This window comes from Eudoraea sp. (genome assembly GCF_039969275.1).
Lineage (GTDB): Bacteria > Bacteroidota > Bacteroidia > Flavobacteriales > Flavobacteriaceae > Eudoraea.
The window spans coordinates 1-19,825 of sequence record NZ_JBDVOC010000007.1; the positions used below are offsets into that span (position 1 = coordinate 1).

Here is a 19,825-nt window from a genome sequence, read left to right on the forward strand (position 1 = left end):
AGATGGTGCTGACGGAGCAGTTGGACCGCAAGGACCCATAGGATTAACAGGAACAGATGGTGCGGATGGTGCAATCGGACCTCAGGGACCCATAGGACTCACAGGACCAGCAGGAGCTGACGGTGCAGTCGGGCCGCAAGGACCTCAAGGTATACCAGGAACAAACGGAACAGACGGCGCTGATGGCGCTCAAGGACCTCAGGGATTACCTGGAACAAACGGAACAGACGGCGCTGATGGTGCACAAGGGCCACAGGGATTACCTGGAACAAACGGAACAGATGGTGCTGATGGAGCAGATGGTGCAATCGGACCGCAAGGACCCATAGGTTTAACAGGACCGGCAGGTGCTGACGGTGCAGACGGTGCAGTTGGACCTCAAGGAATACCGGGAACAAACGGAACAGATGGTGCTGATGGTGCTGATGGCGCAGTCGGACCACAAGGAATACCGGGAACAAACGGAACAGATGGTGCTGACGGTGCTGATGGCGCAGTCGGACCTCAGGGACCAATAGGACTCACAGGACCAGCAGGTGCTGACGGTGCAGACGGTGCAGTTGGACCGCAAGGAATACCGGGAACTAACGGAACAGATGGTGCTGATGGTGCTGATGGCGCAGTCGGTCCTCAAGGAATACCGGGAACAAACGGAACAGATGGTGCTGACGGTGCTGATGGCGCAATTGGACCTCAAGGACCCATAGGACTTACAGGACCCGCAGGAGCTGACGGTGCAGTCGGTCCACAAGGAATACCGGGAACAAACGGAACAGATGGCGCTGACGGAGCAGTCGGTCCACAAGGAATACCGGGAACAAACGGAACAGATGGTGCTGACGGAGCAGTCGGACCTCAGGGACCAATAGGACTCACAGGACCGGCAGGAGCTGATGGCGTTGGAGGCTCAGTTGGACCGCAAGGAATACCGGGAACAAACGGAATAGATGGTATAAATGGTGTGGATGGTGCAATCGGACCTCAGGGACCCATAGGACTCACAGGACCGGCAGGGGCTGACGGTGTTGACGGTGCAGTTGGGCCTCAAGGACCACAAGGAATACCGGGAACAAACGGAATAGATGGTACAAATGGTGCTGATGGAGCAGTTGGACCTCAAGGACCCATAGGACTCACAGGACCGGCAGGTGCCGATGGCGCTCAAGGACCAGTTGGACCAGCAGGAGCTGATGGCGTTGATGGCTCAGTTGGACCGCAAGGAATACCAGGAACAAACGGAACAGATGGTGCAGACGGTGCAGTTGGACCGCAAGGACCAATAGGATTAACCGGACCTGCAGGAGCTGATGGAGTTGACGGAGCAATTGGACCTGCAGGAGCGGATGGCGCTGATGGTGCACAAGGACCAGCTGGGCCACAAGGGCCACAGGGTGATCCGGCAACTAATATCACGACCAATTTAAGTCAGAATACCTCAACAGGCGTTATTACTTATACAAATGAAACTGCAACAGACCAGACCGCAAATGTGGTATCCACAAATGCCAGCAATGCAATAAAAGTAGGTTCCGATGGCGGTGCTTATCTAAATATATATGAGAAAATTGTCATTTGGGCAGAATGCGATAGATTAGATGATAACAGTTTGGAATGGTCTTTCGGAAGAGGCCAGAGTGGTAGAATTGGCATCCCACTGCCTGAAGATTGGGAAATATATGCTGTAAGTTTTAATGCAGATAGAAATGGTGCAGGAGATTCTGCACTAATGGCTGTTATTAATTCAGCTACTAATTCCAATCTCTTAACTTTCACGGCAACTGGAAATACAAATAATATGGTATATACTCAAATGTTAGCGACAGTTGTACCTGTTACTCCAGGGACCAGCATAGGATTTAGAACCATAAACGAGACCGGCGACATAAGAGATGCCCGCGTTGCCGTCTTCTTAAGAAGAAGACCATAAATTGGCAATTGTAATAAAAAATATGACCGGTTTAAAACACATATTGTATTCTATCGTTTTACTTATCTCCATGTTAAGTAATGCACAAGAAGCAATGCATAACTTTGGTACAATTCAAATACATGAAACTGCAATGGTTGGTTTACATTTAGACCTGATCAATGATGGTAGTTTTGACCAGAACATGGGTCTTGTTGGTTTTTACAGTGATTTTGGACAATTAACGATTTCAGGAGCTTTTACTCCAGTTTTTTTTGATGCTGAAGTCGCTGTTGAAAATGGTTTGGTTCTTCAGACTTCCTTAGGTGTAAATAATAATGGAAATTTAATTACCGGTGATATTATAACACCCAGAACACAATCAGGAATTTATTCAAACTTTTTCGACAATTCTTTTTATACTGGTGAAAGCAGTGTTTCAAAAGTATATGGCTATGCGGCGATGACCAATAAAGACACCTTTGTATTTCCGGTTGGAGATGACCAAAGGTTAAGACCTTTAACTATAGTATCTATGGCCACAAATTCTTTGGCAAAATGTGCTTACTTTTTTGAAGATCCCAATAATTCCAAAACTTTAAGCGCCATTTACAGTACAAATAAAAGGTCTTCGGAATATATGTCCGTTAGTGATATAGAATTTTGGCGACTTGAAGGGGACGTGCCCTCAAATGTAACCCTTAGCTGGGATGGTTATAGCAATATTTCCGCTTTGGGTGAATTTATCAGTGATCTTAAAGTAGTGGGCTGGAGCAAATCTGAAAACCATTGGGTGAATTTGGGTAATACGGGCGTCGAAGGCGGAATGGACTATGGTTCAATTACTTCAGATCTCTTTGTCCCGAATGATTATGAGATTATTACCATAGGAGGCAATGACGACATGCTGGAAACCTTTGATACCATAGAGTTGGACAACTATTATATGACCCCCAATGGTGATGGTCAAAATGATGTACTAACTATTGAGGGTATTGAAAAGTCCCCGAATAATTCCCTTCAGATTTTTAACCGTTATGGTGCGTTAGTTTATTCTATGGATAACTACAATGGCCAATTTAACGGCTATTCTAATATGGAAAATGCAATTCAGAAGAATTCGGGCTTAGAAACAGGCATCTACTTTTATATCATTACCCTTAATGATTTGCGACGAAAACACCAGGGTTATCTCTATATTTCCAACTAGTCTGTTACCCCAGTTAAATCCTCCAATCATTATTATCCCAGGCTTTAGTTCAGTATTTTCATTATGAGAGGATATATATTATCTCAAAATACTTAGTAACTTTGAAGCAAGCTGTTTAGATGTACAGCATATTAGACATTGTTATTTGGTAAATTGATTATATTTAAGAATCATGATTTATATAAATGGTATCTTTCTTGATTTGAAGATAGCATGAATAGAATGTCCCTGTTTAAACCGAAAAATTATGGAAAGAAGGTTGTTTATTAAAAGAAGTGGGTTTTGCAGTCTGGCCCTAACTATTGTCCCAAGCACCCTTTTACTTCAGGACATCAAATATTCCATTGAGGAATTAATGGGCAAAGAAGATATTGAGTTATATGGTGATGGCATTAATTTAAGGCAGGAAGCACATGATGCATTTGTTGAAATGAGAAAGGCAGCCCTGGCCGATGGTATTGAGATGAAAATCGTCTCAAGTTATCGTAGTTTTGACAGGCAAGCAGTAATTTTTGAACGTAAATATTTAAAATACACGGATGATGATGGTATGGAACCACTGGATGCAATTGATAAGATAATAGAGTATTCTACCATTCCTGGTACAAGCAGGCATCATTGGGGAACTGATATAGATCTTATCGACGGGAGTCCCAAGGTAGATGGGGATGTACTTGTGGCCAGTAAATTCGGAACAGGAGGACCATTTGAAAAATTCAAACTTTGGATGGACGAAAACTCTAAAAAGTATGATTATTACCTGGTATATACAGATAATTCCAAGAGGAGAGGGTTTAAATATGAACCCTGGCATTACAGTTATGCTCCCCTATCCATGCCTATGCTTAAATCTTTCAGACTTAAAAATATTATGAAACAACTGGAGCAAGAAGATTTTTTGGGTAGTGATCATTTGACTACGGAATATGTGAAAACCTATATTGAAGATAATATACTTGATATAAATCCAGAACTTTTGTGAGCATTTTTTATACTTTAAAACAACAGAGATAAATTCTATACAATGAGAAGAGGAAGTTGGAAAATTCGAATAGTTATTGGTTTGATAATAGTCGCATTTGCGCTCATCCAGCGATGGAACAATAAGGAAGAGAATCCTTATACCGGAAGAGTTCAAAATATCAATATGACCTCTGAACAGGAAATTGCTATTGGCCTTCAAAGTGCTCCCGAAATGGCTCAGCAATACGGAGGATTATATCCCGATGAGCGTCTTCAAACCCTGGTGGATGCCGTAGGAAACCGGCTAATACAAAACAGCATTGCACGGGAAACTCCTTATAAATATGAATTTCATTTACTCGCAGATGACCAAACTGTTAATGCCTTTGCATTACCGGGTGGACAGGTTTTTATAACCTATGCCCTATTCAAGCAACTTAATGAATCACAATTAGCTGGGGTACTTGGACATGAAATTGGACATGTGATAGGCAGACATTCGGCTGAACGAATTGCAGAGAGTAATTTTTGGAAAACTGTATCCATGGGTGCCAGCGTGGGCGCCGATGCCGGTAGCCTGGTAGGTAGCATTGGCCAAAATACACTTTTAACAAATGGCCGTGAAGACGAATTGGAAAGTGATGATCTCGGGGTTTTATTTATGATGCAAAGTAATTATGAACCGGAAGAAATGATTCATGTAATGACAATTTTGAAAGCTTCGGCCGGGCCAAATAGAGTTCCTGAATTTCAAAGCACTCATCCGGATCCGGATAATAGAATTGAAAAAATTAAGGAATCTATCCAGAAATACGAGGACCAGACCGGATAAGATTTATACAGTTATTCTAGGCCATGAATCTTTTTTTTGTATATTTGATTTACCTCCCAATCTGTTTTATACCCCTAATTTAACCCTTATAGCTTTGATTTTTATTTTAAACGAAACTATATGGGAACGCTATTGCATTTTAAAAGTCTTTATTTAGAAGCATTTGACGATTGTAAACCGGAATTTGTTGTAGTACTGCTAAAAATTTATTCCTTTTTCTGTGTGTTAATGCTGTCTATGGCCATCTATGCCTTTTTGTATAGGGCTTTTACAGGATTTGAATTTTAATTAACTCTTTTACAAGAACACTAATTGTTTAAAACCAATTCAAACAAAAAACCCTGACATTTATGTCAGGGTTTTTTTGATAGATGAATAAACTTTTCTTTCTAGATATTGTGTCCGTCTAGTACAGCGAGGGCATCAGTTGCATTAGAAAGTTTTGCCAACTTCTTAGCCGTATACCCCTTATCATTTTTAATAGATAAATCTGCTCCATTTGCAATAAGTAACTCTAATATTTCAGCTTTGTTATACCTTGCTGCGAACATTGCAGGAGTCATGTCTAAGGATTTTTGATTAACGTCCTCTCCAAGTTCAATTAATGTTTTTACCGTATCAATATCCCCCTGAAGAATTGCTTTGCAAAAGGAACTGATAGCAAGGTCCTTCACATTCAAAGTTGTTTTGGTAGATTCATTAGTTGTACTGTTCTCGGCATAAACGCCAGAAACCATAAGCAGACATGCTGTGGCCGCAATAAAGATTGTTTTTTTCATGATGAATTGATTTTAATTGATTAATAGATTTTGATTATATTACAATAGACGCCACTAATGGATAATTGTTTCACCATTAACACATAAATAACTTAATTTTAACATTTAGCCTTTCTTTGCAGTTGAATATATAAGATGATTTTATCTTCCTGTAAATTTTATAAAAAGCCTCAAAGAATACTGGTAAACCTTAGTAAATCACTGTATTTTTGCTAAATCATTAAATAAAGAACCATGAATAAAAAGGTAATCTTGATGATTCTGGATGGATGGGGTAAATCTCCGGACCCTAAAGTTTCGGCTATTGATAACGCCCATACACCCTTTGTAGATTCACTTTACAAAAATTACGCTAATGCTAATCTTCTGACAGACGGTATGAATGTTGGCCTCCCAACAGGTCAAATGGGCAATAGTGAAGTAGGCCATATGAATTTAGGAGCCGGGCGAATTGTGTATCAGGATTTGGCCAAAATTAATCTTGCCGTTGAAGAAAATACACTAAAGGACGAAAAAGAGTTAAAAGATGCCTTCACTTATGCCAAAGAACATAACAAGGATGTCCATTTTCTGGGTTTACTAAGTAATGGAGGTGTCCACAGCCATACAAAACACTTAAAAGGACTTATTGAAGTAAGTGAAAATTATGGGGTTGAAAAAGCATTTATTCACGCTTTTACTGATGGAAGAGATGTAGATCCAAAAAGTGGAATCACATTTTTAGAGGACCTGACCGCATTTTGCTCAGATAAAAATGCTAAACTGGCTTCCGTTGTTGGCAGGTATTATGCTATGGATAGGGATAAACGATGGGAACGCGTTAAAATAGCATACGATTTATTGGTTAATGGGAAAGGCGAACCTTTTAACAATATATCTGAAGCAATGCAAAAAAGCTATAGTGAAGGAATCACAGATGAATTCATTAAACCAATTTCTATGGTTAATGAAGCCGGTGAACCATTAGCTAAAATAAAAGAGGGTGACGTGGTTATCTTTTTCAATTTTAGGACAGACCGGGGCAGAGAACTTACTCAGGTACTTAGTCAAAAAGATTTTCATGAACAAAACATGCATAAACTGGATCTCTACTATGTAACCCTTACAAACTATGACGATTCCTTTACCGGTGTACATGTAGTTTATGACAAAGACAATATTAAGGAAACCCTAGGCGAAGTTCTTGCTCTTAAAGGTAAAAAGCAGATTCGTATAGCTGAAACAGAGAAATATCCTCATGTAACTTTTTTCTTTAACGGCGGCAGAGAAATCCCTTTTGAGGGTGAAGAACGGATATTATGCCCTTCACCAAAGGTGGCAACTTATGACCTGAAACCGGAAATGAGCGCTTATGAAATTAGAGATTCCATAATTCCCGAGTTGAATAAAGGAGAAGTGGACTTTGTGTGCCTTAACTTCGCAAATCCTGATATGGTAGGGCATACCGGAGATATGAAGGCTGCAATAAAAGCTTGTGAAACAGTTGATGCATGTGCACAAGCGGTTATTACCGCAGGATTGCAAAACGGATATGCGACCTTGGTTATTGCAGATCACGGTAATTGCGATACTATGATTAATCCAGATGGTACGCCAAATACCGCACATACAACAAATCCGGTACCCTTAATCCTGGTTGACAAGGATGTAAAAAAAATAAATGATGGTGTGCTTGGCGATATTGCTCCAACAATTCTTGAACTTATGGGAATTTCACAGCCGGCATTAATGACGCAACACTCCTTGATATAGGTGGAATGTACTAAATTTGTATCATGGTAGTTATTAAGACATTAGAAGAGATTGAACTTCTTAGAGAAAGTGCTTTAGTAGTTTCTAGAACTTTAGGAATGCTGGCCTCTGAAATTAAGCCAGGTGTTGACGGACTTTACCTGGATAAATTGGCGGAAGAATATATTCGTGATCACGGTGCTGAACCAGGTTTTCTAGGTATGTATGATTTTCCAAATACATTAAACCTGAGTCCGAATGCACAGGTGGTCCATGGCATCCCAAATAAAGAACCATTGAAAGACGGGGATATTATTTCCGTGGATTGCGGTGCCTTAAAAAATGGATTTTACGGAGACCATGCATATACGTTTAAAGTGGGAAATGTAGATGAAGAGACCAAAAAGCTTCTCAGGATTACTAAGGAATCTCTTTATAAAGGAATCAGCGAGTTTAAGGCAGGAAACCGCGTTGGAGACGTTGGTTTTGCAATCCAAAATTACTGCGAAAGTCATGGATATGGGGTAGTACGAGAACTCGTCGGTCATGGTCTGGGAAAAAAGCTTCACGAAGCGCCGGAAATGCCAAATTACGGCAAGCGCGGAAGAGGAAAGAAATTTGTAGACGGGATGGTAGTAGCCATTGAACCAATGATTAATATGGGTACCAAGCGTATAAAACAACTCCGAGATGGATGGACCATCCTAACTGCTGATGGCAAGCCTAGTGCTCATTTTGAGCATAATGTGGCTCTTATTCAGGGTAAACCGGAATTACTTTCTACATTTCAGTATATCTATGACGCACTTGGTATAAAAAATAACGAGGAAGAAGAATTTAGGACAAAGAAGCTTCAACCATAATCTGCCAAAGGATTTTGAAAAAACTATTCAAATATGTCCTAAATATAATACCCAGGCCTTTATTAATTCAACTGAGCTATCTGGCAAGGCCAATCCTCTCTGTGACACTTAAAGGGAATAAGTATACAGATCCAATTGATGGCAAGCAATTTAGAAGTTTCCTTCCATATGGATATGAAAACCCAAGGGAAAATGTTCTTTCACCCTCTACCCTATCTCTGGAAAGGCATCGCCTTTTGTGGTTATACCTGAAGAATGAAACCGATTTTTTTACAGCACCTCACAAGGTTTTACATTTTGCACCGGAGCAGGCTTTCTATAAAAAATTTAAGAAGATAAAACAGTTGGAATATACCACCACAGATCTTAACTCTCCACTTGCCGATGTCAAAGCAGATATTTGTGCGCTTCCTTTTAAGGATAATTCATTTGATATTATTTTATGCAATCATGTATTGGAACATATCCCGAACGATAGAAAAGCAATAAGCGAGCTCTATCGAGTTCTTAAACCTTCTGGTTGGGGTATTTTCCAAATACCTCAGGATCTTAAAAGAGAAGTCACCTACGAAGATGATTCTATTACCGATAAGAAAGAACGGGCTAAAATATTTGGACAATACGATCATGTCCGTATTTATGGGCGTGATTATTTTGACAGATTAAAAGAAGTCGGGTTTAAAGTTAGTGAGGTAGATTACACATCGGGTATGTCAGTTTCCGATATAGATAAATACAGATTGGCAAAAGGGGAAATAATCCCTCTCGTTACTAAATGATCAGTATACTACAAGCTTTTTAAATTCAGGAGTCATAAATTCTTTTACCTCTCCAAGTTCGTCAATATAAATCATATATGCATCTAGTTCTTCGTGGGTGCCCAAAAGTTTTATGGTTTCTGATAACTCCATCGCCATAAATGCTGTAGCATATGCATCGGCTTTTGCACAATTTTTTGCAATTACGCTGACGGCAAGAATATTAGCATTTCTGGTATAACCCGTTTTAGGATCAATTGTATGAACAAACTTTTTACCCGTAGTAGAATCTACTCTAAATTTTCTATAATTACCAGATGAGGCCATAGCGTTATCTCTAAGCTGAAGCGTGAGTTTTAACCTTCTTCCCTCCTCAATTTGAGGATCGTCAATACCAACAATCCAGGACTTTTGTTTTAATTTATTCTCTCCTTTGGCAATGATCTCGCCTCCAACTTCAATTAAATAATTTTCAACATCTTTTTGATCCAAAAGTTCAGCCAAGCAGTCTATTGCATATCCCTTAGCAATTGCATTGAAGTCGATGAAAATTCTTGGATCAATCTTTAGTACAGTTCCCTCTTCCGTTAATCGGACTTTATCAAAGCCCACGAATTTCAGAATACTATCTACTCTGATACTATCCATTGCCAGCTGTTTCCCCGGGCCAAATCCCCATGCATTTACAAGAGCGCCAACGGTGGGATCAAAATAACCGTTAGTATTGGAATAAACTTCTTTTGAAAGCTCAAATACGTCCCGAAACATCTTATCCACTACAATGATTGAATCTCCCTGATTTATCTTAGAAATATCTGAATCGGGCAAATATGTAGACATGGAATAATTTATAACCCTGAATACAGAATCTATTTCCCTTTCTAGATTGAGTGTTTCCGGGTATAGGATAGTAATACTATATGAAGTGCCCAGAGCACCTCCAAAGTGTGTTCTTTCAATATATGTTCCAGAATCAAGCCCGCAGGAAGCCATTAATGCTCCTAACAGGGAAAGATAGAGTAACTTGATTTTAAATTTCGAGAAGACCATCATAATTCACAATATAAGCTTCATTAAGATAAACGGGAAGATTTTGATCTTCGGCGTTAGATAAACCAACTCCCGCATAATAGGTCTTAGCCTCAAATTTGGATGCTTGTTCTTTTATTTTCATCATAAGGCCCTTGTCATATATTCCAGGGTCATTGGGATAAACCACATTCCGAACAACAATAAAATGCAGTTGTTTTTTCTTAAGACAGACAAATTGAGGGTTCTTTAGAGGTTTACTGTTGACACCCATGAATTCATATCCTTCAGATTCCAACTGTCTCCCCACAATATTCATTGCCAGGTTGTGCAATTCTTGTTCTGTTAGCGCCTGTAACTTATTATTCATTTATCAAAAAAACCGATATTTCTCAATATCGGTTTTAAATTATATACAATTAAAATTATTAACCTCCAAAGTCATCAAAACGTATATGTTCATCCGGAATACCAAAATCTTCTCCCATTTTTTGAACGGCCTTGTTCATAAGTGGCGGTCCACAAAAATAGAGTTCTATATCTTCAGGGGATTCGTGGTTATCTAAGTAATTATCTATAACACAATTATGAATAAACCCAACAAATCCATCCCCGGGAGCATCCAGGCTCTCCTTAACTTTCCAGTTATCCACTTCTTGAGGTTCCGAGAGTGCCATATAAAATTTAAAATTCGGAAACTCTTTTTCTAATTCTTTAAAATGTTCTATGTAAAATAATTCCCTTTTTGAACGACCTCCATACCAGTAAGTTACCTTACGATTAGTTTTCAAAGTTTTAAAAAGGTGATATAAATGAGATCTCATTGGAGCCATCCCTGCACCCCCTCCTACATATAACATTTCCGATTCAGACTCATTGATAAAAAATTCACCATATGGTCCGGAGATAGTTACTTTGTCTCCTGGTTTTTGAGCAAAAATATAAGAAGATGCCACACCCGGATTTACATCCATCCAACCATTCTTAGACCTGTCCCATGGCGGAGTGGCAATTCGAACATTTAGCATTATTTCCCTTCCTTCTGCAGGATAAGATGCCATTGAGTATGCCCGCTCAACCACCTCGGCATTTCTCATTGTCAAGGGCCAAAGGTTAAATTTATCCCACTCATTTTGAAACTTATCTGGTGTTTCATGTTCTTCGGGGTGAGCTGTAATATCTATATCGGAATACTTAATCTCGCAGGGTGGAATCTCAATTTGAATATATCCGCCGGCTTTATATCCCATATCCTCTGGTATTTCTACCACAAATTCTTTAATGAAGGATGCAACATTATAATTACGTACTACTGTCCCTTCCCATTTTTTAATACCAAATACTTCTTCAGGAATAGTTATTTCCATATCCTGTTTTACCTTAACCTGGCACGCCAATCTTGCGCCTTCAGTCAATTCTCTCTTCGAAAAATGAGGTGTTTCCGTGGGAAGAGCCTCACCACCACCTGAAAGCACATGACACTCACACTGAATGCAGGTACCACCACCACCGCAAGCTGAGGGAAGAAATACCTTTTGATTTCCTAAAGTAGAAAGTAAAGAACTACCAGAGGCAACTTGTATCTTTTTTTCTCCATTAATGGTTATTGTTACAGGACCTGATGGAGAAAGCTTTTCTTTTGTAAAAAGTAAAAGGGTTACAAGTAGTAATAACAATATCATAAAAGCAATAACCGTAATGGTTATGGTACCAAGGGTGCTCGTAGCTAAAATCATTCCTCTTCTTTTATTAGGTTGTTATAAGAAATCTCTTTCTCATCTATTTCTTCTTCAACTTTTACTTTATTCTCTTCAATCTTTTCGGCCGTAGTTTCCTCTACCGGAGCAGGAGCTTCATCTCCGCCGGTAAGCATCCCTCCAAAACTTTGAAATCCTATTCCCATTAAACCTGTAATAATAAAGGTAATTCCAAGGCCTCTTAAAGGTGCCGGAACATTTGAGTATCTTATCTTTTCACGAATAGCAGCTATTGCCAAAATGGCCAAAAACCAACCTATTCCGGAACTAACCCCATAATTAAAAGCTAATCCTAATGTCTCAATCTCCCTGGATTGCATAAATAACGAACCTCCCAAAATAGCACAGTTAACCGCAATTAATGGTAAAAATATACCCAGGGAATTGTATAGGGCAGGAGAAAATTTTTCAACCACAATTTCTACCAACTGTACCATTGTGGCTATAGTCGCTATAAAAAGAATGAATGACAAAAAACTTAAATTGTAATCGGCGTATTCAGGTCCAAGCCATACCAAGGCGCCATCTCTCAAGAGGTATTGGTCTAATAACCAATTAAGAGGCACCGTTACAGCAAGCACAAAAATAACTGCTGCCCCTAATCCAATTGCAGTAGCAACTTTTTTAGAAACCGCCAAATATGAACACATCCCTAAAAAAACCGCAAAGACCATGTTGTCTATAAAGATGGATTTAAAAAATAATTCAATATGTTCTAACATAATCTTCTCTTAAAAAGTAAATTAGTTTTCCTCTATAAGCGCCCTATTCCTGGAGCGTTGTACCCAGATAATTATGCCAACAACTATCAATGCTGCCGGGGGAATAATCATAAATCCGTTGTTTTCATAACCTGTTGCATATAATCCTGTTTTATTTACAGGATCTCCAAGAACTCTGAACCCTAATAAAGTTCCCGATCCCAGTAATTCTCTAAAAAAGCCTACAATTATGAGGATAATACCATAACCTAAGGCATTACCTATACCGTCTAAAAACGCCTTCCAGGGTCCGTTGCCTAAAGCAAAGGCTTCGAACCTTCCCATTATGATACAGTTTGTAATAATTAAACCAACAAAAACGGATAGTGTCTTACTCAATTCATAGGCAAAAGCCTTCAACACCTGATCAACAATGATTACTAATGCGGCAACAACTATTAACTGAACAATAATCCTGATCTTGGTAGGTATAATATTTCGTAAAAGTGAAATTACAACATTACCTACCCCTAAAACAAAAAGAACGGAGATAGCCATAACTACCGAGGCTTGTAATTCTGCCGTAATAGCCAGTGCAGAACAAATACCAAGAACCTGAATCGTAATAGGGTTATTATCCGCTAATGGATCTAAAATAAGGTTAGTGTCTTTCTTTGAAAGTAGTGCCATTTTATTTAACTCTAATAGTTTCTAAATAGTCCTTATATAAATTTACGCTTTCCCTAATCATTGCAGAAACACCATTCCCCGTAATAGTTGCTCCTGCCAGGGCGTCCACTTCATTGTCATCCTTTATTTTGTTCGCCGGGTCATTATTTCCTTTTGCTACCGCAATTCCTTTAAACTCATCATTATACAAAACAGATTCCCCTGTAAAATCGTCCATAAAATAGCGCTGTTTGATATTTGCTCCGAGTCCTGGTGTTTCACTTTTATGATCAAAGTAAACCCCTTGTACCACCATATTTTCATTCAGGGCTATAAAACCCCAGATAGCATCCCATAGCCCTTTTCCATACATGGGTATGATATAATATTTATTTCCTTCTTTTTCACCTATAAACACTGGAAGCTCTGCTGTTTCACCTTTCTTTATGGCCGCAATTTGCTTTTTAAGGTCAATTAGGTATGCCTCGTCATTTTGTGTTATTTGCTCTCCATTGATAACTAGTTGTTCAGTGATAAACCGCGAAAATTCTGCCTCTACTATGTCCGTTGGTATAAAATTTACACTACTCTCGTCCTGGTTTTCATTCACACCCATGGCATAGAGAATATTCTGTTGCTTTTCAAATCTCTCATTCTCCTTAATTTTACCACTCAATGCCGAGGCAAGATATGCCAGTATCGACCCGACAATAACAACCATTATAGCAGCAAAGAGTACGGTATAACTATTATTTTCCTTATTAAATGCCATAATTATATTGTTTCTACCTTAAGTTCCTTTGCTTTCCCGTCTGTAGTCTTTGGAAAAATTGTTGCTTGTTTCAAACGCTTCATTCTTCGTCTGATATTACCCCTAACCACATAATGATCAATAGTTGGTGCAAAAACATTCATTAAGAGAATTGCAAGGAATACGCCTTCAGGATAAGCCGGGTTAAATACACGTATCATTACTGAGATGAACCCTATCAGGAATCCGTAAATCCATTTCCCCTTATTAGTTTGTGATCCGGTTACCGGATCTGTTGCCATATATACAATACCAAATGCAAGGCCGCCTACCAGGAGGTGTTTCCAAAAATCAAAACTCATCAATCCATAAAAAGTACTTCCCTCACCAATCCAACCAGCATCAACTACCCCATTAAAGACAAGGCCCATAACCAAAGCGCCGGCTACTGCACTTACCATGATTCGCCAGCTTGCTATTTTACTGAAAATCAGGAAAAGACCACCGAGCAATATTAAAAAAGCGGAGGTCTCCCCTACTGAACCGGGAATAAAACCAAAAAACATATCTGATACAGAATAAGAATATTCACTGGCGTTGTTCTGAGCCAGATAACCCAGGATAGTTTCTCCTGAAATAGCATCGGCTGTTCCTGCACGATCAACCGCACCGTGTACCCATACTTTATCTCCGCTCATCCAGGTGGGGTAGGCAAAAAACAAAAAAGCCCTTATGGTAAGAGCAGGGTTTAGAATATTCATTCCTGTACCACCGAAAACTTCTTTACCAATGATCACACCAAAAACGACTGAAACGGCTAACATCCAAAGAGGTGTATCGATCGGAACTATTAATGGAACCAACATTCCAGTAACAAGATAACCTTCTTCCACTTCATGTCCTTTTATTACTGCAAAAATGAATTCTATCAACAATCCCACACCATATGAAACAATAACCAAAGGCATAACCTGCACAAATCCTAACCAAAAATTATCCCAGGTAAGAAAATGTTCCATAAGCGAAAAATTTTCAGGAAAACCGTTAATGGCAGAATAGTGTTGATAACCAGTGTTAAAAAATGAAAACAACAACACAGGAATCAGCGCCATAATAACCGTATTCATCGTACGCTTTAAATCATCCGCAGCTCTTATGTGAGAACCATTATGTGTGGTTTCATCCGGAGCAAACAAAAATGTATGGATGGCATTAAAGGCAGGTGCCATTTTTTTACCCCTATATCTATGCTTTAGAATATGTAATCTTTTCTTAAAGGTCAATCGTTTATTGCTCATCTTTATCCTATTTCTTGATGTAGTAAATCCAGTCCTTCACGAATTATCTGTTGATGTGGTTGTTTGGAAATACAAATAAATTCAGTCAATGAAAAGTCCTCAGGAATAACCTCATACAAACCCAGTTGTTCCATTTCATCCAAATCTTTAACCATACATGCCTTTAATAGCTGAAGTGGATAAATGTCTAAAGGGAATACTTCTTCATACATACCTGTAACTACAAATGCTCTGTGTTCGCCATTTGTATTTGTATCAAGATCATATTTCTTGTTGGGTTGTAACCATGAAAATGTCAGCGCTCTTGTGGAAGATAATTTATCAAATACCGGTTTGCTCCAACCAAAAAATTCATAATCATCCCCCTCAGGAATAACACTTACCGTATTGTTATAAAAACCGAGATAACCATCCGGTCTCGTTTTTTTTCCTGTCAGCACATCTCCATTAATCACGCGAAATTTTTCATCTTTTACGCCACTGGCATATAAAAATGTAGCTATCTCCGCTCCGATTTTTGTAGTAAAATATTTTGGAGACTTCACCATTGAACCAGCAAGGGCAATGGTGCGCTGCGCATTAAATCTACCTGTTAGAAGTAACTCCCCAATTATTACAAGGTCTTGAGGAGTAACGGTCCAAACTACTTCACCTTTATTTATTGGATCTAATTTATTTATTTGAGTGCCCACCAATCCTGCTGGATGGGGTCCGGAAACTTTATGCAATTCTATATTTTCGAGTTTAGAAAAAGGAGAACCGGAACCCTTGCCAACGGAAACATGAACCTTTCCCGGGGTAAGTTTTCCTAGAGCGGTTAATGCTGCTTGTAGTTCTTCTTCTTTACCCTTTAGGGTATAATCCAAATCTGCAGCCAACGGAGCTGTAACATATGCCGATATGAAAATTGCCTTTGGAATAGCTGCCGGATCTGCAACATAATCATAAGGACGCTCTCTGATAAAAGGCCAGCAACCGGATTTAAGCAGTAGAGACTTAATTTCTTCTGAATCAGCACCGGGTTTTATTTTGGAATGCTCCATATAGTCCTGAGACTTATCTGCAAGAATTTTTATAGTCAGAATTTTTCTGCGAGCTCCTCTAATTATTTCAATTAATTCACCACTCACCGGAGAAGTGAAAAGCATGTCTGGTTTATCTTTGCTATAAAACAAAGGTTCACCTGCCTTTACCTCTGCCCCTTGTTTAACCAACATTTTGGGCATTATACCATGAAAATCCAGGAGATTGATGGCGTAAACATTACTTAAAACTGCTTTTGATGTATTTTGTTCGGCAACACCGACAAGATTAATGTTCAATCCTTTCTTAATCCTAATGTCTTTAGACATAAATTGTAAACATTTAGTTTAACAAAATTTCGTCCAAAAATAGGACTTATGATGCGGTTTTCATAATTATTAACTATAATTTTGGGCATTATACCGATATGACTTTTTTGGGTGTGCATTTTGTTTACCTTTATCTCAAAAACAGGCTAAATATGCGTTTAGTTCTTAAACAACTATTCTTCTTTTTCCTAACAACTCAGTTATATTCGCAGATTCAGGAAGAGATGAACCCGCCTGAAAATATTAAGACTATTATTTTTAAGGGACCAACTGAAGATCAATTCCCTGTTATCAAATTGGGAGATCCAATTTATCTGGAGTTTGATGATTTGACCGCAAGTGAGCAAGACTATTATTATAAAATTGTTTATTGTAATTATGATTGGACGCCATCTGAACTATTAAAGTCCCAATACCTTAGAGGTGCAGACAACCAAAGAATTATTAATTATAGTAACAGTTTTAGTACACTGCAGGCATATTCCAATTATCGCTTGACCATTCCCAATAAAGTCGTGAGTTTAAAAGTTAGCGGCAATTATGTTCTCGAAATTTATAATTCTAACTACGAACTTCAATTTACAAGACGATTTGTAGTTTACAAAGATTTGGCAAAAGTTGGAGCCACAACCAGGAATTCCAGAAATTTTGATTTTCTAAATCAAAAACAATCTGTACAATTTACGATTAGCCCATTCAATCTTCAACTTATTAATCCTGTAAAAGAAGTGAAAGTTGCAATTATTCAAAACTATCAATGGTCTAATGTCATTACAAATGTACCCCCACAATTTACGCTGGGCAATTCGCTGGCATATAAATATGATATTGAAACCAGTTTTTTTGGTGGGAATGAATTCCTAAATTTTGACACCAGTGATTTGCGAGCACCTTCTTCTGCTATTTCCCGCATTGACTATCAAGAACTTTACCATCATTATCTTTTTACAGATAACTATAGATTTGATAAGGCATACACCTATTTCCCTGACATTAATGGCGATTTTCTTATTCGCACCTTACAAGGTGAAGATGTATCCAGAGAATCAGAATATACCCTCATTCATTTCAGCCTTCCATATACCGTAGATATTGGTTTAAATGAAATTTATGTCTACGGTAAATTTAATAACTATGCTCTAGAGGAAGGGAACAAAATGAATTACAATTCCGAGACAGGAAATATGGAGGCTGAAATAAAACTTAAGCAGGGGTTTTACAACTATAAATACGTCCTTAAAAGTGAGGATGGTAATATTGACCTGAACAAAGTTGGTGGTAACTTTAATTTTACAGAAAACAATTATTTAATACTGGTCTATTACAGGAATTTCGGCGATTTATACGATAGCATAATTGGTATTGGTTCAACAAATTCTGAAAATATTACCAACTAAACATTTTTCAATAATCATAGTAAATGTGAGGTTGATTGGCTTAAAACCATTATATAATGTGAATAACTCGTAAGAGTAAAATGTTTTTTTGAAAGAAAAATAAATGGTTCCAATTTAATTTATGGATCCTAATTACACTAAGAAATAATTTTGTAAGTTGTTGTTTTTTAATCATTTAATGAGGTTAGATATTAAAATTTCCTGATATAAATATCATGTTATTACAATAATTTTCATAACATTGGGTTTAAATCTATACACTTATAATTCTTAGGATTGGGATAAATGATTCTTCGCAACAAAAATTCATATCCAAAAATTTGTTTTGAGATTATTGAGCAGTTAAAACAAAAACTCCCCGATTATCTTTCTTACCATTCTATAGATCATATTATAGATGTGGCCAACGTATGTAACGACTATATCAAATTTTATGATATTCCCGAAAAAATGGCCGGGCTTATACGAATTGCTGCAATCTGTCATGATTATGGTTTTGTAGTATCTTCTTTAGATCATGAAGAACGCAGCATTATTGAAATCCAACCATTTTTAACTCCTGTTCTTACCAGCGAGGAAGTGGAAATAGTAAGTGGGATGATTAGGGCCACAAAAGTACCTCAGGAACCAAAGACTTTTTATGAAGAAATATTGGCAGATGCCGATTTAGACTACCTGGGAAGAAAAGACTATAATGACATTAGCGATAAACTATTCAACGAGTATCTGCATTTCGACGTCGTTTCTAATAAAATTGAGTGGTTAGACCTGCAAATTTCGTTTTTGGAAAATCATAAATTTCATACTGATTTTGCTAAGAAGAATCGTGAGAAATTAAAATCCGAAAAGATAAAGGAACTCTTATCTCTTAGATTAGCAGCCAATTTGAAATGATAATTTATTTTAAAACTTGTAATTAAGAATAGTAAACTATAGACGATTTATTTTAATCAAAAACTGGCGTGTTTCATCCTTTTTAAGTTCCCTATATAATTTCCAATATGATCTTCCTTCAGTTTTAAATCATAATCCGGATCTTTATCAACCAAGAAAATCTGTCAATAACCTTTATTTAAGGCGAAATAGGGCAGAAATACATCAGAAAAAAATATACATACACCGATAATCCAATCTGAAGTTTTCATAATCAGTTCCTATTATCTATCTTGGACACCTGGGTTTTCTTATAGTTTTATTTTTTATCTTAGGAGAGTTGCTAAAAATTTGGTTTTTCTCCCTACTTGTAAAATGATTTAAGGAAATTTGTGCATTAAGCTTATTTTAAAACTATTGTTAAATAAAGCTGGCCTAATGCGATTTTTTTTATTTTAGCAGATATAACGGATATGCTACTCATATTGAGAAATACCGTTATTTATTAGCATGAAAAAGATGATTACACAAGTAACCAAAGGCATAAAAATTTCTGTGAATACTAGTTTTGAAGGCACTTTCTTTAAAAACTATAAAATGCATTTTGCTTTTGGTTATACAATTACCATAGAAAATCAAAGTAAGGATTCTGTGCAGTTAACCTCAAGGCACTGGCAAATATACGATGCCCTAAATGATTTTGAAGTTTTAGACGGTGAAGGTGTAATCGGAAAAAAACCGGTAATTAGACCGGGAGAATCTCATACATACAGCTCCGGATGCCTCCTTGCATCTCCTATTGGGGCAATGAAAGGCCATTATAATATGGTAAATTTCACCACTAATGAAAAATTCAGAGTCTACATTCCTTCTTTTAAATTCAGTGCACCCTTCGCACTGAATTAATGATTCCTTTTAGCTTGTTTTAATTTTATAAACGTTTCGGGTTTTAGTAC

At 37.9% G+C, this 19,825-nt stretch carries 19 protein-coding genes and 1 pseudogene; 11 read left to right on the forward strand and 9 right to left on the reverse strand.

Translation table 11 applies throughout. From position 1 onward, the window contains the following. The 5 genes and pseudogenes from ABJH90_RS04610 to ABJH90_RS04630 all read left to right on the forward strand — a co-directional run. Positions 1-1,927 (forward strand): annotated as a pseudogene (locus ABJH90_RS04610) (hypothetical protein); the annotation flags it as partial. A gap of 22 nt (positions 1,928-1,949) precedes the next feature. Further along, positions 1,950-3,116: a gliding motility-associated C-terminal domain-containing protein gene (locus tag ABJH90_RS04615; protein ID WP_348136992.1), complete on the forward strand. Its 1,167-nt coding sequence runs from the start codon at positions 1,950-1,952 to the stop codon at positions 3,114-3,116. A 247-nt stretch (positions 3,117-3,363) separates the two neighbouring features. Further along, positions 3,364-4,098 carry a M15 family metallopeptidase gene (locus tag ABJH90_RS04620; protein ID WP_348136994.1) on the forward strand — a complete coding sequence of 245 codons (735 nt, stop codon included), beginning with the start codon at positions 3,364-3,366 and terminating at the stop codon, positions 4,096-4,098. Positions 4,099-4,140: 42 nt separating this feature from the next. Then, positions 4,141-4,911 (forward strand): M48 family metalloprotease, encoded by a 771-nt coding sequence (locus ABJH90_RS04625; RefSeq protein WP_348136996.1) that lies wholly within the window; start codon positions 4,141-4,143, stop codon positions 4,909-4,911. A gap of 120 nt (positions 4,912-5,031) precedes the next feature. Then, complete coding sequence (locus ABJH90_RS04630; protein WP_348136998.1) at positions 5,032-5,199, forward strand: DUF6747 family protein; 168 nt, start codon at positions 5,032-5,034, stop codon at positions 5,197-5,199. A gap of 101 nt (positions 5,200-5,300) precedes the next feature. On the opposite strand, the gene ABJH90_RS04635 is transcribed toward ABJH90_RS04630, so the two are convergent. Then, positions 5,301-5,690, reverse strand: coding sequence for an ankyrin repeat domain-containing protein (locus ABJH90_RS04635; protein WP_348137000.1), 390 nt, complete (start codon positions 5,688-5,690; stop codon positions 5,301-5,303). A 234-nt stretch (positions 5,691-5,924) separates the two neighbouring features. Between ABJH90_RS04635 and gpmI the strand changes: the two genes are divergently transcribed. The 3 genes from gpmI to ABJH90_RS04650 are packed head-to-tail and all read left to right on the forward strand — an operon-like array spanning position 5,925 to position 9,063. After that, on the forward strand, positions 5,925-7,442 hold the full coding sequence (gene gpmI, locus ABJH90_RS04640; RefSeq protein ID WP_348137002.1) for a 2,3-bisphosphoglycerate-independent phosphoglycerate mutase: 1,518 nt from the start codon (positions 5,925-5,927) through the stop codon (positions 7,440-7,442). A 23-nt stretch (positions 7,443-7,465) separates the two neighbouring features. Continuing rightward, positions 7,466-8,284, forward strand: a complete 819-nt coding sequence (map, locus tag ABJH90_RS04645) for a type I methionyl aminopeptidase (RefSeq protein WP_348137004.1) — start codon at positions 7,466-7,468, stop codon at positions 8,282-8,284. A gap of 14 nt (positions 8,285-8,298) precedes the next feature. Continuing rightward, complete coding sequence (locus ABJH90_RS04650) at positions 8,299-9,063, forward strand: methyltransferase domain-containing protein (protein WP_348137006.1); 765 nt, start codon at positions 8,299-8,301, stop codon at positions 9,061-9,063. On the opposite strand, the gene ABJH90_RS04655 is transcribed toward ABJH90_RS04650, so the two are convergent. The 8 genes from ABJH90_RS04655 to ABJH90_RS04690 are packed head-to-tail and all read right to left on the reverse strand — an operon-like array spanning position 9,064 to position 16,599. Beyond that, complete coding sequence (locus ABJH90_RS04655; RefSeq protein WP_348137007.1) at positions 9,064-10,095, reverse strand: FAD:protein FMN transferase; 1,032 nt, start codon at positions 10,093-10,095, stop codon at positions 9,064-9,066. Then, positions 10,073-10,441, reverse strand: a complete 369-nt coding sequence (locus ABJH90_RS04660; protein ID WP_348137009.1) for a Na(+)-translocating NADH-quinone reductase subunit F — start codon at positions 10,439-10,441, stop codon at positions 10,073-10,075. The genes ABJH90_RS04655 and ABJH90_RS04660 overlap by 23 nt, the downstream gene beginning before the upstream one ends. 58 nt (positions 10,442-10,499) lie before the next feature. Then, positions 10,500-11,807: an NADH:ubiquinone reductase (Na(+)-transporting) subunit F gene (nqrF, locus tag ABJH90_RS04665; protein ID WP_348137011.1), complete on the reverse strand. Its 1,308-nt coding sequence runs from the start codon at positions 11,805-11,807 to the stop codon at positions 10,500-10,502. Beyond that, entirely contained in the window at positions 11,804-12,550 is a 747-nt protein-coding gene (gene nqrE / locus ABJH90_RS04670) for an NADH:ubiquinone reductase (Na(+)-transporting) subunit E (protein WP_348137013.1), read from the reverse strand. The genes nqrF and nqrE overlap by 4 nt, the downstream gene beginning before the upstream one ends. A gap of 21 nt (positions 12,551-12,571) precedes the next feature. Beyond that, positions 12,572-13,219, reverse strand: a complete 648-nt coding sequence (locus tag ABJH90_RS04675) for an NADH:ubiquinone reductase (Na(+)-transporting) subunit D (RefSeq protein ID WP_348137015.1) — start codon at positions 13,217-13,219, stop codon at positions 12,572-12,574. Between the two features lies 1 nt (position 13,220). After that, complete coding sequence (locus ABJH90_RS04680; RefSeq protein WP_348137017.1) at positions 13,221-13,970, reverse strand: Na(+)-translocating NADH-quinone reductase subunit C; 750 nt, start codon at positions 13,968-13,970, stop codon at positions 13,221-13,223. Positions 13,971-13,972: 2 nt separating this feature from the next. Then, positions 13,973-15,247 (reverse strand): NADH:ubiquinone reductase (Na(+)-transporting) subunit B, encoded by a 1,275-nt coding sequence (locus tag ABJH90_RS04685; RefSeq protein WP_348137019.1) that lies wholly within the window; start codon positions 15,245-15,247, stop codon positions 13,973-13,975. A gap of 2 nt (positions 15,248-15,249) precedes the next feature. Further along, positions 15,250-16,599, reverse strand: a complete 1,350-nt coding sequence (locus ABJH90_RS04690) for a Na(+)-translocating NADH-quinone reductase subunit A (RefSeq protein WP_348137021.1) — start codon at positions 16,597-16,599, stop codon at positions 15,250-15,252. Between the two features lie 152 nt (positions 16,600-16,751). On the opposite strand from ABJH90_RS04690, the gene ABJH90_RS04695 reads away from it, so the two are divergent. The 3 genes from ABJH90_RS04695 (at position 16,752) to apaG (ending at position 19,775) form a co-directional block, all read left to right on the forward strand. Further along, a complete protein-coding gene (locus tag ABJH90_RS04695; RefSeq protein ID WP_348137023.1) occupies positions 16,752-17,996 on the forward strand; it encodes a DUF5103 domain-containing protein in 1,245 nt (414 codons plus the stop codon). Positions 17,997-18,281: 285 nt separating this feature from the next. Beyond that, entirely contained in the window at positions 18,282-18,890 is a 609-nt protein-coding gene (locus tag ABJH90_RS04700; RefSeq protein WP_348137025.1) for an HD domain-containing protein, read from the forward strand. 498 nt (positions 18,891-19,388) lie between these two features. Then, entirely contained in the window at positions 19,389-19,775 is a 387-nt protein-coding gene (gene apaG, locus ABJH90_RS04705; RefSeq protein WP_026348611.1) for a Co2+/Mg2+ efflux protein ApaG, read from the forward strand. Positions 19,776-19,825 lie beyond the last annotated feature (50 nt).

Coding starts and splice junctions, on each gene's coding strand:
- ABJH90_RS04675 (WP_348137015.1), bottom strand. CDS start 13,219: ATGGCACTACTTTCAAAGAAAGACACTAACCTTATTTTAGATCCATTA.
- ABJH90_RS04630 (WP_348136998.1), top strand. CDS start 5,032: ATGGGAACGCTATTGCATTTTAAAAGTCTTTATTTAGAAGCATTTGAC.
- ABJH90_RS04680 (WP_348137017.1), bottom strand. CDS start 13,970: ATGGCATTTAATAAGGAAAATAATAGTTATACCGTACTCTTTGCTGCT.
- nqrF (WP_348137011.1), bottom strand. CDS start 11,807: ATGATTTTAGCTACGAGCACCCTTGGTACCATAACCATTACGGTTATT.
- ABJH90_RS04615 (WP_348136992.1), top strand. CDS start 1,950: ATGACCGGTTTAAAACACATATTGTATTCTATCGTTTTACTTATCTCC.
- apaG (WP_026348611.1), top strand. CDS start 19,389: ATGATTACACAAGTAACCAAAGGCATAAAAATTTCTGTGAATACTAGT.
- ABJH90_RS04695 (WP_348137023.1), top strand. CDS start 16,752: ATGCGTTTAGTTCTTAAACAACTATTCTTCTTTTTCCTAACAACTCAG.
- ABJH90_RS04620 (WP_348136994.1), top strand. CDS start 3,364: ATGGAAAGAAGGTTGTTTATTAAAAGAAGTGGGTTTTGCAGTCTGGCC.
- ABJH90_RS04700 (WP_348137025.1), top strand. CDS start 18,282: ATGATTCTTCGCAACAAAAATTCATATCCAAAAATTTGTTTTGAGATT.
- ABJH90_RS04635 (WP_348137000.1), bottom strand. CDS start 5,690: ATGAAAAAAACAATCTTTATTGCGGCCACAGCATGTCTGCTTATGGTT.
- ABJH90_RS04660 (WP_348137009.1), bottom strand. CDS start 10,441: ATGAATAATAAGTTACAGGCGCTAACAGAACAAGAATTGCACAACCTG.
- ABJH90_RS04655 (WP_348137007.1), bottom strand. CDS start 10,095: ATGATGGTCTTCTCGAAATTTAAAATCAAGTTACTCTATCTTTCCCTG.
- ABJH90_RS04685 (WP_348137019.1), bottom strand. CDS start 15,247: ATGAGCAATAAACGATTGACCTTTAAGAAAAGATTACATATTCTAAAG.
- nqrE (WP_348137013.1), bottom strand. CDS start 12,550: ATGTTAGAACATATTGAATTATTTTTTAAATCCATCTTTATAGACAAC.
- gpmI (WP_348137002.1), top strand. CDS start 5,925: ATGAATAAAAAGGTAATCTTGATGATTCTGGATGGATGGGGTAAATCT.
- map (WP_348137004.1), top strand. CDS start 7,466: ATGGTAGTTATTAAGACATTAGAAGAGATTGAACTTCTTAGAGAAAGT.
- ABJH90_RS04690 (WP_348137021.1), bottom strand. CDS start 16,599: ATGTCTAAAGACATTAGGATTAAGAAAGGATTGAACATTAATCTTGTC.
- ABJH90_RS04625 (WP_348136996.1), top strand. CDS start 4,141: ATGAGAAGAGGAAGTTGGAAAATTCGAATAGTTATTGGTTTGATAATA.